Source organism: Clostridium sp., assembly GCF_050717535.1.
In the GTDB taxonomy this organism is placed as follows: domain Bacteria; phylum Bacillota; class Clostridia; order Clostridiales; family Clostridiaceae; genus Clostridium_AD.
Genome location: NZ_JBOITM010000084.1, coordinates 31,478 through 47,729 on the forward strand (window position 1 = coordinate 31,478; position 16,252 = coordinate 47,729).

Genomic DNA, 16,252 nt, shown 5'->3' on the forward strand with positions numbered 1-16,252 from the left:
ACACATCAACCTTTCGTTTTACTTGATTGTTCTAGTATGTTTTTTAATTCTGCTATATCTGTTTCGGATATTTCCTCTGACTGGGCGAAGGTTAAAAGCATAGATTTAATAGAGCCATTAAATACCCTATTGACAAAGGACACACTTTCTAATTTTATGCATTCATCTTCTGATATCAAAGGAAAATAGAAGTATTCATAACCTAATTTATTAAATCCAATTACATTTTTATTTAACAATCTGTTTATCAGGCTTTTAACTGTTGCTGGTTTCCACTGGGATTTATCTTTTAGATGCTGCATAATATTGATTGATGAGATTTCGGGATTATTCCATATTATTTTCATTACTTCCCATTCAGCATTTGATATTTTAGGAATTTCAACCATTGTTATATCATCCTCCATTTCAATTACAATTGTAATTTGCATTGTTTATATACTATATTCTTCAATATAATAATTATTACATTTTTATTTAAATCTACAATTTAAATTGCTTTATTTTCTTATTTATTATAGTTATAAAAGGAACTAGAGATCCTTTGCCATAAATAGTAATAAAGTTTATACTTTGTTTATAATTTGTTTATGAAAAGTAGAGACATGTACTTTAAAATAGAATTATGGAAGGCTTCCATGTTCAAAAGCAAATTTAAAACAAAAGGGGATTTTATATAATGAAATTAAAAAAGAAAACCGCAACAATTATAAGTTTTGCTATAGGTACTATAATGTTTACAACTACAGCTATGGCTCAAGTATTAACCAAAAGTGGATATGATCAACTTAAAGATTCATTTAAATATACAGCAGAAAGTTGCACCACTAAACTTTCAAGTTATACTGCTGACATGTCAGTTAGTCTAAAGGACAATGGTAATGTTATTTTTTCTGAGGATGCACTTTATAAAGTTGATGTATCAACTGGAGCAAAGGAAACTCTAACAACAGGACTTGATGGTTCGAAAAAGACAGAAAGTTATAATTACTCTGATAAAAAAGGTTCTATATATAAAGGTAGCGAACAAAATGTTTATTATTCAACTGAATTTATAAATCCTCATGAAAATGCAACATCAAAAAACCCTTTTAAAGAAGAAAGAGCAGGAGATATAGAAAAAATTGCAGATGCTATAGTGGGTAATTTAAAAGATGCCGTTGTAGTTACTGAAAATGCAGATGGAACGAAGACTTTATCTGGCTCTTTAAGTGAAACTCAAATACCGGCACTTATTAATGCGGTGGTATCGCTTTCGTCTAAGCAGGCATTTGATAATAATAATCCTAATAATGAGAGTAGTATGCCTAAAATAACAAATGATATATTTATAAAAGAAGTTAAGGGAAATATGGTAACAACTAAAGATGGATTAATTCAAAGTATTCTTGGCAGTGGAGTGATTTCTGGTAAAGATGCAATTGGCAAAGAGCACAAATTAACATTCGAGATATTAGGAAAATTAACCAATGTCAACTCAACTAAAGTTAGTAAACCTAATCTTACTGGTAAAAAAGTAGAAAAAAATATAGAAAAAGATTATAACAAATTATCTAATCCAGAAAAATATATAGGAAAATATAAAACAAATATTTTAATAGAAAAGGATAATAAATTCGTAAAAATAGGCGAAAAATTCATAGATGTTACTACAGTAGACGACAACAGTATTAGTGGAAGATATTATGAAGAATATACGAAGGGATACGAAGAATACGCAACGAATAAAAAAGACTTTAAGTTTGATGTAAAATTCGAAAAGGATCAGCAGTTGAATGGGGCATTTAATGCAAAAGACTCTTCAAATGATACCATCAAAGGTAATATATCAATAGACCAAGGTTCAGCACAAATATATTTTAACATAAATGAAAGCAGAAGTGGCAACATGTTATTTAACGATCAATACAGTAAAGTTTTTAACTAATAATAAATAAGGCATATGAAAATAAATAGCAAGTCAAATACAGTAAAAAACTGACTTACTATTTATTTAAATGTGGCAGTAATTTTGGGGGTATATAAATGGAGAAAGTTATTGAAATTAAAAACCTTTCCAAGGTATATAAGAATGGAAGAGGGATAACAGATATTAATATTGATATACATAAAGGTGAAATCTTTGGGTTTTTAGGACCTAATGGTGCTGGTAAAACTACTGCTATGAAAATAATGACTGGACTTATAAAACCAGACAGTGGCGATGTCAAAATACTGGGGCATAGTGTTTTGGAAGAATACGAGAAAGTAATGAAAAGCGTAGGTTGTATTATAGAAACTGCAGAATCCTATCTTTATTTAACAGCTTATGAAAATTTAAAACAAGTTTCGAGATATTATAAAGATGTTGATGAAGAGAGAATCCATGAAGTTTTAGAAATGACAGGAATGTTAAAATACAAAAATGAAAAACCAAGAAAATTTTCGCTTGGTATGAAGCAGAGACTAGGAATAGCTGCTGCAATTTTACCACGGCCAGAAGTAATTATTCTAGATGAACCACTAAATGGGCTTGACGTTGAAGGTATGATATCTATGAGAAATATAATAAAAGATTTGGTAGAAAAAGAAAATGCCACATTTTTTATCTCAAGCCATCTTATCCACGATGTTGAACTTACTTGTACCCATATTGGTGTATTATATAATGGACGAATGCTTAATGTAGACACAATGAAAAATATATTAAATAATTATTCGTCACTAGAAAATTATTTTGTTAGCGAGGTAGAAAGAAATGGTAGAATTTAAAGCTACTTTATTAAATGAAATTGAAAAATTATATAAAAGGAAAAAAGTTTTAGTTGCAGTAATTATATCACTTATTTTCATAATACTAGGGCAGTTGTCTATGCTAGTATTAAGAACTGGTTTTGGACTTCGAGGGGTCTCAAGTATGGATTTTCCTATACTTGTACTATCTATAGTTGTTAATACAATTCTTCCCCTATTTACGGCACTTGTAACAATAGAAAGTTTTTCGGGAGAATTTTCACAAAACACTATGAAAATTGCACTTACAAGGCCCATCACAAGGTTAAAATTTTATACGGCGAAGTTAACTGCAATTATGTTATTCATCCTTGCAAACCTTTTATTTTTAATGATTTTTTCAATACTCGCTGGGTGCTTTTTTAATTCAAATTCCTTCACATTTAGTAGTGTTATTAAAATCCTGATTTCTTATATTGTTACACTGCTACCTATGGTGATTTTATCAATAATTATTGCATTTTTTGCAAACATAATTAGAAGTGGTATAGGTGTATTTTTTCTGTCAATTTTTGTTTTCGTCGCTTTTAAAGGATTAGGGATAATTTTCTATAGATTTTCGGGGGTGTTTATTACATCTATGATGAGTTGGTATACACTATTTATTATGGAAACTATTCCAACTTTTAAAATTTTTCTTCAGTTTATGATGATGCTCAGTTATGGTATAATATTTTTTACAGCAGGATATTATTTATTTGATAAAAAAGAATTTTAGAAGTCGCTTTTAAGTGAACTCAGTGGATTTTTGAGGTGGAAAAATGAATATAAAAAAACGGTTAATTCTTTCTAATACTATAACTATAGTAATTCCTTTTTTCATTACTATTATAGCAGCATTCTTATTTGTTTTTGTTTCCTCAAGAGTTTTTAATAAGGATGTAAGTTATGATAATTTTAAAAAATTTATGTTTATAAAAACGGAACTGTCTAATACTAAAAGTGCTATATGGAAACAAAATTCTGAGGATATGGAAGATCCAGTCTATCAGAAGTATTTGTACCAAAAGCTGTCCAATATCGATGGAGAGCTCATAATTCTTAAAAACAATACTGCTATTTTCACATCTAAGGATGTAAATAAAATAGATATAGAAAAATGTTTATTAGAATCTAAAGTTAAATCACAAAGAAAAGTAGTTGAAATTGATGCTGTTGATTACAGAGTTGAAGTAGCACCAATTAGGTTCAAGGATGAGGCGTTAGGTAGTGCCATATTATTGGCACCAACTTTTGAGTATGCAGGTATCCTTGAAATATTTATTATATTTATCATTGGTGTATTCCTTGTTACTTTTATAGGGGTCAACATATTTATGTCTTATCTGCTTTCAAAAAGAATAATAAAACCCTTATCACTTTTAAAGACAGCGGTTGGAGATATTAGTAAAGGGGATTTAAGTCTGGAAATAATTGAAGCTGGAGACCAAGAAATTGTGGAGTTATGCGCTGATTTTGAAAAGATGAGAATACAACTTAAGGATGCTGTTAGTTTGAAAAAAAAGTATGATGATAATAGGAAGATGTTAGTTTCTAGTATATCCCATGATCTTAAAACTCCTTTAACTTCAATAAAAGGTTATGTTAAAGGTATTTTGGATGGAGTGGCAAATACTCCTGAAAAAGCAGAACGATATTTAAAGACTGTTTATTCTAAAGCTGAGGGTATGGATGTTATGATTAATGATTTACTTTTATATTCAAAATTAGATTTAAGTCAGCTTCCCTTTAACTTTGAAAAAACAGATATTATAGATTACTTTAATTACTGTATTCATGAAAGTACAATTGAACTTGAAAAATATAATATAAAGATTTCTTTGATAAATGACTTAAAAGGATCAATATACGTTAAGATTGATAGAGAAAGACTGATGAGGGTTATACTAAACATTATTGATAATGCTCGTAAATATATGGATAAAGAGAAAGGTGAAATTACTATACTACTTAGGGAAACTAATTCTAGTATTATTATTGAGATAAGAGATAACGGTTCTGGCATTGATAAGAATGATGCAAATAAAATTTTTGACAGGTTTTATAGAGCAGATACTGCAAGGAGTGAAGCGAATGGAAGTGGACTTGGACTTGCCATTGCAAAACAAATTGTGGAGGGACACAAAGGGAAAATATGGGCTATAAGCCATGAAAGCAAGGGTACAAGTATTTTGATGTCATTTGGAAAAATATCAGAAGGGTAGAGGATTAATATGAAGAGAATTTTAATAGTCGAAGATGATGAAAGCATTGCTGAACTTGAAAAAGACTATTTAGAGATTGAGGGATTTGAAGTTAAAATCTGTAACAATGGTGTGGATGGGTTAAATGCATTAAAAACAAACAAATTTGATTTGTTAATTCTTGATGTTATGCTTCCTAAAATTGATGGATATACTATTCTACGTAGTCTCCAAGAGGAAAAGGATATTCCGGTTTTGATGGTTTCTGCAAAAAAAGAAGATATTGATAAAATAAAGGGGCTTAGTCTTGGTGCGGATGACTATATTACAAAGCCATTTAACCCCAGCGAATTAGTTGCTAGAGTTAAGTCGCATCTTCGGAATTATGAAAGAATAAAAAACAAATTTAAGAGTGAAGCCCCTAATAGTACAGTTATAATAAGAGGCCTAGAAATAAGGAAAGACTGCAGACAAGTATTTATGAACGGCATTGAAATAAATCTAGCACAAAAGGAATTTGAACTATTGCTGTATCTGGCCGAAAACCCTAATAGAGTATTTAGCAAAGAGGAATTATTTGAAAGAATCTGGGGATTTGATGCTATAGGAGATACTGCAACTGTTACAGTACATATTGGTAGAGTTAGAGAGAAAATTGAGGTATCTACGTCTGTTCCTCAATATATTGAAACTGTTTGGGGAACTGGGTACAGGCTTAGGGTATAAAACATACTTTAAACCTGTGCCTATTAATTTTTATTCACTATTATTAAAAATTTATAAAATCTATTGACTTGCGAACAAACGTTCGCTATAATATGAATATAGTTTTAAAAGTAAAAATACCTGTAAAGTATTTTAAATATATATATATATTGTATTTTATAACAGCATGAATTTACAGAGAAGCTGTATTTTTAAAGCACCACTTTAGTGGATTATTTAACTGGGGGTAAAACAATATGGAAACAAAGGATTTATGGGTTAAGATAAATTATTCGCAAGAGGGTAGTGATAGTTTAGCAATAACGTATACTGCTAGTACTAATAAGGTTAATCATTCTTCTAAGTATTTAATTTGTGGGGGAAGGTACAATAGAAATGGTGGAACTATAACGTTTAAGGCGAAAAATATGGAAGAAGCTACTGAAATAGCTAATAATAACTTGGTAGCTAATGCAGGTACTAATAAATATGAGTATCTTAAAAGGATTATATAATCAGTAATATATAGGAAAGCAAATTAATTAATGATTTTTAATATTATAGAGGATATTATGATATTTCAGAATATCCTCTATAATATTACATACAAATATTAAATACAAATATTACATACAAATATTAAATTACAAATTCAATATTTTCGATTACAATATCTAACTGTTTTATCAATGAAACAGTTTCACCAATCTCTTGTGCATTGACATTGGTTCCCTTCTTTATGATTTTAACTTGAGGTCTTAAAGCAAAATTAGGGAATATAGCTGTTACCACACCTATATCACCAGTGCTTAGTCTTACTAGTGTTCCAGGTGGGTAAGGAACAACTGCCTTTGAAAATGCTTTAACCATTTCATAATCAAATTGAGTATCACCATGGGAAAGTATGTATTCTACAGCATCATTAGGATTCATGGCTTTTCGATAAGGCCTGTCCGAAGTAAGTGCATCATATACATCTGCAATAGCAACAATTCTCGCAAATCTGTTTATAGATTTATCCTTTATATTATCTGGATATCCGGATCCATTCATTTTTTCATGATGCTGAAGTGCCACGATTCTAGAGGGTGCAGATATATCTAAGCATCCTTTTAAATAATCATAGCCTTTTGTAGTATGTTCTTTTATAGTTTCAAATTCTTCATCAGTTAAGGGACCAGGCTTTAGTACTATATCTACTGGAATAAGAACTTTACCTATATCATGTATTAATGCGCCCATACATAAAGTATAAAGGTCATTTTGATTTAGCTGTAATTGAACACCCAACACTAGAGATATTACAGCTACGTTTACACTATGTTGGTAGGTATAATTATCCATGCTTTTAATGTCTACTAAATTAATCATTACGTTTTTCTTGCTTATAATTTCGTCAATTATATCTCTAGCAATACTTCCTATAGATTCAAAATAGGCATGTTTTTCTTTCGCAAATTTTTTTTCGTTGAAATTTATATTATTTGAATATAAATCATATTTTTCAAAACTATAGAAGGTTTCTTTTATAGCTTTTATAGCATTTTGACGGAGTTCAGGCTTTATAATATCCTCAATTATAATTTCGCTATATTCATCATTAATATATACAGAATAAATCTGTAACCGTTTAATTTTTACTAAGAAAGTTTCCGTTAATATAACACCTTCTCTTAATAAAACCCGTCCATCGTTATCAAATATAGTTTTGGCCAAATAATTTCCTGGTTTTGCAAATTCGATTGGTACAAGTCGCATAAATATATCACACCCTTAGCATAAAAAATTAAGTCATTTCAATATATTTTACACCATTTATATTTAAAATCACACTATTAATTACAAAGAACATACATATAATATATTTTAAAACAAAATATGTATTTTTTAGTAAAAATATATACAATACTGTTCGAAATATGAAATAAATATATTTACAAATATTATACAATTATGCTACAAAATGGTATAATGTTAATTATAACTAATTTTCATTTAATTAATTTGTAAAGTGGTGATATATTATGAAAAAATCAAATCAAATACTAATAATCATATGCATCTTTATAGCCTCCATTATCAGTACATTAATTATCAATATCCAAGGTGATAATTATCAAATAAGCAAAAATGAGGGTATTAAAAAGCAAGAGATTAAAGATCTAGAGGTTAAAGAGAATTTAACTGTAAATAAAAATCTAGAATATGATGTTGCAAACATTGTAGCGGTAGGCGATATAATAATTCATGAGGATCAGTTAAAAGCACAATTAGATGAGGCTACAGGAGAGTATAATTTCTACAATAATTTTAAATATGTAAAATCACATATAATTTCAGGCGATATTGCTTTAGCAAATTTAGAAACCACTTTAGCTGGAGAAAACCAGAAGTATACAGGATATCCTAGTTTTAATTCTCCAAGTAGCATAGCAGATGCAATGGTAGACAGTGGCTTTGATATTTTATCTATAGTTAATAATCATACTATAGATAGGGGTAGTGCGGGGGTTTTTAGCACTATGTCAGAACTTCAAAAGAGAAATATTAAAGAAATTGGAGCAAGGGAAAGTGTAGATAAAAAGCCTTACCTAATACAAGAGGTTAAAGGCATAAAAATGGGATTTATAAGCTATAGTTATGAAACACCAAGAAAGGGAGAAAGGAAGACACTAAACGCAATAGAAATACCTAGTGACGTTGTAAATTTATTAAATACGTTTAGTTATGAACATATTGATGAGGATTTAAATAAAATAAAAACACAAATTGATGAAATGAAAAGTCAAGGCGCACAAGCAATTATCTTCTTTATTCATTGGGGTAATGAATATGAGAGAGTGCCCAATGTGCATCAAAAGAGTATTGCAAGGTCACTATGTGATTATGGGGTAGATGTTATTTTAGGAAGTCATCCACATGTTGTTCAACCTATGGAATTTATAACCTCAGAAAAAACAGGTAAAAGATCTTTGGTGGTTTACTCAATGGGGAATTTTATTTCCAATCAGCAATATGAGAGAACTAATAATAGATACACGGAGGATGGGGTTATTGTAAATATAGAAATTAAGAAGAGTAAGTTATCTAATGATATTACAATAAGTGAGGTGTCGTATATACCTACTTGGGTGCATAGATATACTGATAATAATAAGTTTGTTTATGAAGTTTTACCGTTAACTGATGCATTAGCAAGCAAAGGGAAATATAATCTTAATGAGAGTGGGTCGGTATGGAGAGCTGAAAATTCTGAGAAGAGTACCCGAATGCTAATGGGGGGCAGTAATGAAATAATAGAGGCAGGTGTAAAAGCAGTTATGAATTAAATCATCATATTATGATTAGATGTTAAGTTAATTGCATAGGTGGAATTATTTATTTGATTATTTTATACATTATATTAAGGTGATTTACAAAAAAATATGCATAATAAGGTTGAATACTTGCAATTATAAACTATAATTAAAAGTGAGAATATCAATATAGCATGTAACATTGAAATTTGTGCTTGCTTAGAAATAAACATATGTCTTAGGATATAAAAATAAATGTAGTTAACATTGATATTTGAATAATTCTAATTGGGAGGAAATATAATGACTATTTTAACACGAAATGATATCTGTTGGTGTGGCAGTGGTAAAAAATATAAAAAATGTCACATGGATCAGGATATATTTATAAGTAATATAGAGAAAAAAGTAGGTTATAAAATACCGAGGGACATCATGAAAACAGAGGAACAAATAGATGGTATTAGAAAAAGTTGTAAACTAACGCATGATGTAATTGACATGGTTTCTGAGAGAATAAAAGTTGGAGTAACTACTAATGAAATAAATACTTGGGTGCATGAGTATACTGTTGAGCATAATGCATATCCAGCACCACTAGGCTATGGTGGTTTTCCTAAGAGTGTATGTACGTCAATAAATAATGTAATATGCCATGGTATACCTGATGACACGGTTTTAAAAGACGGCGATATAGTTAATGTAGATGTGACTTGCATACTAGATGGCTATTATGGGGATGCCAGTAGAATGTTTATAATAGGAGAAGCTTCTAAAGAAGCAATAGATTTAGTCCGTGTATCAAAGGAATGCCTAGAACTCGGCATGCAGCAGGTAAAACCTTACAATACTCTTGGAGATATAGGGAATGCTATCCAAGAGCATGCAGAGAGCCTTGGATATTCTGTGGTATATGATTATGGCGGCCATGGAGTTGGGGTTGAGTTTCATGAAGACCCTTTTGTAGCTCATATAGGCAAAAGGAGAGAAGGTATGATAATATTACCTAATATGACCTTTACCATTGAGCCCATGATCAATATTGGAAGTCCAGAAACTGATGTACTTGAAGATGATTGGACAGCAGTTACAACAGATGGATCATTATCATCTCAATGGGAACATACCATACTTGTTACTGAAACCGGGTATGAAATACTAACATAACTCAGTATTATATACTAAAAACACCTCCATTAGTGGGGGTGTTTTTAGTATATTTATGAGAGCTGAATTTTTTATATAAAAAAACTATTCTACTTTTATAAAGTAGGTAATTTCATCTATGGGTATAGGTTCTTTTTTCCAAATTTTATAATAAGCAAAGTGTATTTTGCATTCACCGCATTTTAAAGGCTTGAACTTCCCAATAATCTGATGATGGCCACCTAGTATATTTATAATTCTTACTATTGTCTCTTTAATATTTTTTTTATTCATGTAACAATATCATTGTAAATGTTGTTTTAGTATTGATATTTGACGTTATATAATAAAAAAAGATAAAGCATATATTACTTTGGTATAATGATAGATAAGTACAAATTTTAAAGGCATTATAAAATATTGAAAAAATAGAATATTTTTATTTAAATTTATAATAATATACAAGAAATATGGTTTATTTATATTAGCTTAGTTTATTAAGTGTATTTTTAGAATTAATGTAAATATTTAATTGATATTGAGGAAGTGATTGAAATGGAGATTATTAATAATAGGTATAGAGTAGTAAAATGTATAAAACAAAACAGAGTAGTTTCCAGTTATGCAGTTAATGACATAATAAAAAATTATGATACTATACAATTAAATATTCTTAATTCAGAATATTTACAAAAGGGATTAATAGAATTCTATACAAAAGAGTTTATGAGTTTAACTAACCTATCCTGTGAAAATATGATATCAGTGTATGATTTTAATTTGGTTAATCTTTTAGATAATAAAAAATTAAATGATAAAGTGTATTTTTACACAAATGAATACCTTCAAAATAACACTAGTATTTTAGATATTGTAGGGGACATGCAAAGTGAAGAATTATTAGATTTATTTATAGAGATTTGCCAAAGTATAAATTATATTCATTTAAAGGGTTTTATTTATGGAAATATAAATTTATCTAATATTATAGTTTCAAATACGGTTTTTAATAAAAAAATTTCTATTAAATTTAAAGATTTTGCTACAGTTGAACTTGAAAAGCAGGAGTTTTGGAAGGACGAAAATAAGGTGGATTATTTTAAGGCACCAGAAATATCAAAAGGGGAAATATGTAGTGTTTTTAGCGATATATATTCTCTAGGAGTATTATTATTTGTTATGTATATGAAAAGTAAAGATTATAATATCTCCATTAATGATGAAATTAAATCTTTCGATGATGTAAAACTTGAAGAAATATTCAATAGTAATGAGGATTTCAATGTGGATTTTAAAAATATTATTGAAAAAATGACCTATAGTGATGCTGATAAAAGATATAGAAGTATTTCAGAATTAGTAATGGATATAAATATGATTTTTAATAAACAGTATGTACCGCATAGAAAAAAAGAAATAGAAAAATTGAACTTTAATTTGAAAATGATAGGCAGAGATGAAGAAGTTAATAAAATTATGGATATTTACGAATCTATTAAAAATAAAAACAATTATAATTCTACTATTTTAATCCATGGAGAATCAGGTATTGGTAAAACTCGTTTTCTTGATTCACTAAAATATCTCTTTTCTTTAAAAAAAGTAAATGCTTATAGCAGTTTTACTCTAGATGCATCTACTAAAGATAGTAATAAGGCTTTTATAGATATATTAAAGCAATTTATTTCTGAATGCCAAGGAGAAGTGTTAGAAAGATATGAGTCGGAATTAGTTAAATTCCTACCTGAACTTGGTGGTAAAAAAAACATAATTCCATCTGAATCATTAAGTGGTGATAAAGAAAAATTTAGACTTATACATTCCGCAATGGGATTTATAGAAGAGTGTATAAACAGTAAACCTATAGTTATAATTATTGATAATTTTCACCTAGCGGATGATTTTACTATAGAACTAATGGAATATATTATAAGGAAAAAATCACCTAATAAAAATATAATGACCATATTATCCTATTGTGATGGAGAATGTTTAGTAAATAAGAAATTTATAGAATTTACAAAAAATATATCACACAATAGTGGTGAAACTAATATTTTTTTAAAAGAACTAGGTGAAAAAGAAGTAGGTGAGATGATTCAAAATATTTTATGTATGCCTGAAATACCCTATAAGTTTACAGATAGTATATATGAAAAGACAAAGGGAAATCCGTTATTTGTGCAAGAAATTATAAAGAGCTTTTTTAATGAAAAGTATATTTATGTAGATAGTGAAGATGGATGCTGGAGTAGGGATTGTGAATATTCTAAATTTATAGTGCCTACAGATATGCATGGAGTATTATTAAATCAAGTTAAAGAAATGGAAGAAACAAATTACAATATTTTAACAGTAATATCTATATTTAATAGCGCTGTTTCTTTAGAAATAATTAAGAGCTTTATTAAAAATGAGAATAATGATTTAGAGAAAGCTATCGAAGGGCTTATTTCCTCGGGAATATTATGCAAAAAAATTGAGGACAGAGGATTTGTATTTGATTTTTACAATAAATTTCTTAAAAGCCTTATGTATGAGAAAATTAGGCTTGAAGATAGAAAAGTTATGCATAGATTAGCCTCAGTAGCACTTGAAAATCAATATAAAAAGGGTGGAACAGAATATGTTTATGAACTAATTTATCATTTAGAAAAATCTAATCAAGAGGGAAAGATTATTGATTATTGCATTGAAAATGCTGAAAAAATGAAACTTCTAAAAAATAGAAGTGATGCAATAAAAAATTTAACTAAAGCTGAATCTATTTTAGACTATTCTTTTGATTCGATTAAAAATATAAAGCTCATTATGGATCTTGCTAATTTACACGAACAAGAAGGTCATATTGATTTAGCTATAAAATACTATTTATCAATAGGAAAGTATAAGCAGCATGCTGCGCTACATAAGTACATAATAGATAGCTTAATTAAAGTAGCAAAAGTATATCTAAATAAAAATGATATAGAAAGTACTGTATATTATATTGAAGAAATTAAGGTTATGCTTTCCAAAGTAGATTATGTTTCAGGGATGCTTAGATGTGAAGGAATCCTAGCTGCTGTATATGACATAAAGCAGGATTATAAAAGTGTACAAACTATATGTAACACTTGTTTAGAGCTTTGCACTGGGGAATATGAAGAACTGAAAACTAAATTTTATAACTATAAGGGCTTATATTATTTAAGAAGTGGTAGAGCTGACAAAGCATTAGCGATTTTTGAAGAAAATATAGAGGTATGTAGTAAATATAATAATATTAGGGGCATAATAAAATCTTTAAATAGAATAGGTGTTATTTATGGAGATTACTATCAAGATGATAATAAAGCCATAAAATATTTTATAAAGATGAAGGATATCTGTGAAAAAAATAATATGAGCTCAGAGGTGGTACTTGCTTTAATAAATATAGGTGCTACATATTTTTCAATGGGAAAGTATGAAATATCCTTACAGTATTTTATAGAGACACTAGAAACATGCAAAAAGTATGATGATGAATTCCATGTGTTTTATTGTTATAGTTCAATTTCTAGTGCAAATTTGAAATTAGGTTATTATGATAATGCATATAAATATTATGAACTTTGCCTTAAAGAGTTAGAGAATTATCCTAACCAAGGAAAAGAAATAGGTGAATTTTACTTTGTAGCTTCCCAGATTAATTATAAATTTGGGGATTTGAACAAGGCCCAATTTTATATAAATAAAACATTAGATATATATGATCATGATGAATGTATTTTTAAATGGAACGCACAGGTTTTAAATGAATATATAAAATTTCATTTAGAAAAAAATGATGCAAAATTAATTGAAAGTCTTGAAAACATTATAACTATTGTTGATAAAATAGCCTCATTGACTAGCAAACTTAATATTTTCTACGAGGTTGCAATTTATTTATATGAAAATGATAAAAAAGAATATGCATCTGTTTTTCTTAGTGAAATTAAAAATATTGATATTGACTTAAAAGACAATAGATTGTATGTTAAAAAACTTTATCTTGGTGGTTTAATTGAAAAAAAGAAGAACATTAAAATTTTCAGTGAAGCCTTGAAATATTCGAAAAAATATAAAGAAGTTGATGTATATTGGAGAATATACTCTTCAATGGGTGATTATTATTTTGATAAAAAAGATTATTTATATGCGGTAATTTATTATTTTGAGGCCTGTGGAATATTAAAGGATATAATTTTTAAATTACCAGCAGAATATAGATTGACTTATGTTAAGTTAAATAATGCCTTGAAGCCTTTCAATAAATTTTTAATTATTAATAATCATTATAAGCAAAATAAAGATAGTTCGATGTTAGAATTTGAACCCGTTAATGTAAGTGATGAAGGTGGGTTATTAGATTTATTAGAGAGAGTAAATCATAAAGACATTTTAAAAAATAAGAATTTTATAAAATCTATAAAAAAGATATATTCATCTTCCCTTCACGAAGATATCCATGACATAAGTGATGTGCTAGAAAATTTACAAGGTGATAATTCTAAAAACTTGGAACTTATACTGGATTATTTATGCTATACAACACTAGCAACAAGGGGAACTATTATTATAAATGGTGATGACAATGATAAAGAATATAAAGTTATTGCATCTAGTGATAGAAGATATGAGCTTCCACAAGACCAAGAAGGATTATCTAAAATTCTAAGTGTGCAGACACCAGTTCTAGTAACGGACTATTCTCTAGAGAGAAATATAAATGGAGATATAAATAATATTCATAATACTTTAAAAGCTTTTATTTGTATTCCCATTGTTATGGAAAATGCCAATGAAAAAGGGTTTATTAAAAATGAAAGAAGAAAAAACATTCAGGATAGTAAGCATGTAATTGGATATATATATATAGAATCACAAAGGGAATTAAATAATATTAATAAGGATAGCATGAAAAAATGTATGGAGCTTAGCAAAATTATAGGTATAATAATTGAAAAATACAAGTTTAAATTAAGTGCGTCTATTGATAAATTGACAGGAACTCTTACTAGAAAATATCTAGAGGAGGCTTTAGGCGAACAAATTGAAGCATCCAGCCAAATAAGTAGTGAATTTTCTCTTATTATGTATGATTTAGATCATTTTAAATTAGTAAATGATAAGTTTGGACATCGCACAGGAGATTATGTATTAAAAAGGGTTTGCGATGTTGTTATGAGTAATTTAAGAGAAACTGATATTGTAGGTAGATATGGTGGGGAAGAGTTTATTGTTATTCTTCCAGGGACAGGTATTTGTGATGCCCAGCTTATAGCTGAAAAACTACGATGTAAAATAGAAGAAGAAAAAATACTAGACAATAGACGAGATGTCACTGTAAGTTTGGGGGTTGCTACCTATCCACTTCATGGTGAGTGGCAAGAGGAATTAGTTGAGCGAGTTGATCAAGCCTTATATGTGGCAAAGGAACAAGGAAGAAATAGGTATGCTATTTGGAATAGTGAATTCTCTAAAAAAGCTAAAAGAACAGATAAGCTTACTGGAATAATATCTGGCAATGCAATTCAAGATCATAGAAATGTACTTGCCATGATAGAATTAATTGAGCTTATAAATATAAAGGGTGAAAGAGAAGATAAAATATATAGTTTACTTGGAAGAATTATTGAAATCACAGAGGCGCAAAAGGGCACTTTGTTCATTATGGACAGTGAAAAAATCAAAGATAAATATTCAAGAGTGATTTTCAGAAATGAGTGGATGGATGTAGATACCTATAATGAAAAAATAATAAAATCTGTAGTTAATAGTAAACAGGGAGTATGCAAGATAGATTGGGATACAATAATTGAGTATGATACAGTTACAGGTGTTCCAAATTGGCAGTCGGTTATGGCTATTCCACTAATTCAAGATGAAGTAGTAAAAGGAGTATTATATTTAACAGAATCTACGGTGACAAAAGAGTTTGGTTTTGAGGACTTTAACTTTGTGAATACTTTGGGAAAGATAATAGTTCAAATACTATAGTATAGACAGGATAAAAATGAGGAAACATACACATATGAAAGGATTTATGTTGTTAGCAGTATGGAATAAAGTGGTGTATAATGAATATTAAATACTAGGTGCCACGCACCTTGACGTGGCAAGTGTCAAGTTCAAGTTTTCGGG

11 protein-coding genes are annotated in these 16,252 nt (G+C 28.7%); 9 read left to right on the plus strand and 2 right to left on the minus strand.

What is annotated here, in order from left to right:
• Window positions 1-5: 5 nt before the first annotated feature.
• On the minus strand, window positions 6-389 hold the full coding sequence (locus ACREVU_RS17890) for a BlaI/MecI/CopY family transcriptional regulator (protein WP_431552990.1): 384 nt from the start codon (window positions 387-389) through the stop codon (window positions 6-8).
• A gap of 290 nt (window positions 390-679) precedes the next feature.
• Between ACREVU_RS17890 and ACREVU_RS17895 the strand changes: the two genes are divergently transcribed.
• From ACREVU_RS17895 to ACREVU_RS17920, 6 genes are all read left to right on the plus strand, one after another.
• Entirely contained in the window at window positions 680-1,927 is a 1,248-nt protein-coding gene (locus ACREVU_RS17895; RefSeq protein WP_431552956.1) for a hypothetical protein, read from the plus strand.
• 98 nt (window positions 1,928-2,025) lie between these two features.
• Window positions 2,026-2,751 carry an ABC transporter ATP-binding protein gene (locus ACREVU_RS17900; RefSeq protein ID WP_431552957.1) on the plus strand — a complete coding sequence of 242 codons (726 nt, stop codon included), beginning with the start codon at window positions 2,026-2,028 and terminating at the stop codon, window positions 2,749-2,751.
• Window positions 2,738-3,490 (plus strand): ABC transporter permease, encoded by a 753-nt coding sequence (locus ACREVU_RS17905; RefSeq protein WP_431552958.1) that lies wholly within the window; start codon window positions 2,738-2,740, stop codon window positions 3,488-3,490. Before ACREVU_RS17900 ends, ACREVU_RS17905 begins: the two co-directional genes overlap by 14 nt.
• Window positions 3,491-3,533: 43 nt before the next feature.
• Entirely contained in the window at window positions 3,534-4,976 is a 1,443-nt protein-coding gene (locus ACREVU_RS17910; protein WP_431552959.1) for a sensor histidine kinase, read from the plus strand.
• A gap of 9 nt (window positions 4,977-4,985) precedes the next feature.
• Window positions 4,986-5,681, plus strand: a complete 696-nt coding sequence (locus tag ACREVU_RS17915; RefSeq protein WP_431552960.1) for a response regulator transcription factor — start codon at window positions 4,986-4,988, stop codon at window positions 5,679-5,681.
• Window positions 5,682-5,917: 236 nt separating this feature from the next.
• The gene (locus ACREVU_RS17920; RefSeq protein ID WP_431552961.1) at window positions 5,918-6,175 is read left to right on the plus strand and encodes a hypothetical protein; all 258 of its coding nucleotides are present in this window, start codon (window positions 5,918-5,920) and stop codon (window positions 6,173-6,175) included.
• Window positions 6,176-6,299: 124 nt separating this feature from the next.
• Here ACREVU_RS17920 and ACREVU_RS17925 read toward each other — a convergent pair whose 3' ends face one another.
• Complete coding sequence (locus tag ACREVU_RS17925; RefSeq protein WP_431552962.1) at window positions 6,300-7,418, minus strand: HD-GYP domain-containing protein; 1,119 nt, start codon at window positions 7,416-7,418, stop codon at window positions 6,300-6,302.
• 266 nt (window positions 7,419-7,684) lie between these two features.
• Here ACREVU_RS17925 and ACREVU_RS17930 point away from each other — a divergent pair, with 266 nt between their 5' ends.
• The 3 genes from ACREVU_RS17930 to ACREVU_RS17940 all read left to right on the plus strand — a co-directional run bounded on the left by ACREVU_RS17930 (window position 7,685) and on the right by ACREVU_RS17940 (window position 16,108).
• On the plus strand, window positions 7,685-8,989 hold the full coding sequence (locus ACREVU_RS17930; protein ID WP_431552963.1) for a CapA family protein: 1,305 nt from the start codon (window positions 7,685-7,687) through the stop codon (window positions 8,987-8,989).
• Window positions 8,990-9,259: 270 nt separating this feature from the next.
• Window positions 9,260-10,123, plus strand: a complete 864-nt coding sequence (locus tag ACREVU_RS17935) for a methionyl aminopeptidase (RefSeq protein ID WP_431552964.1) — start codon at window positions 9,260-9,262, stop codon at window positions 10,121-10,123.
• A gap of 534 nt (window positions 10,124-10,657) precedes the next feature.
• A complete protein-coding gene (locus ACREVU_RS17940; RefSeq protein WP_431552965.1) occupies window positions 10,658-16,108 on the plus strand; it encodes a diguanylate cyclase in 5,451 nt (1,816 codons plus the stop codon).
• Window positions 16,109-16,252: the final 144 nt, after the last annotated feature.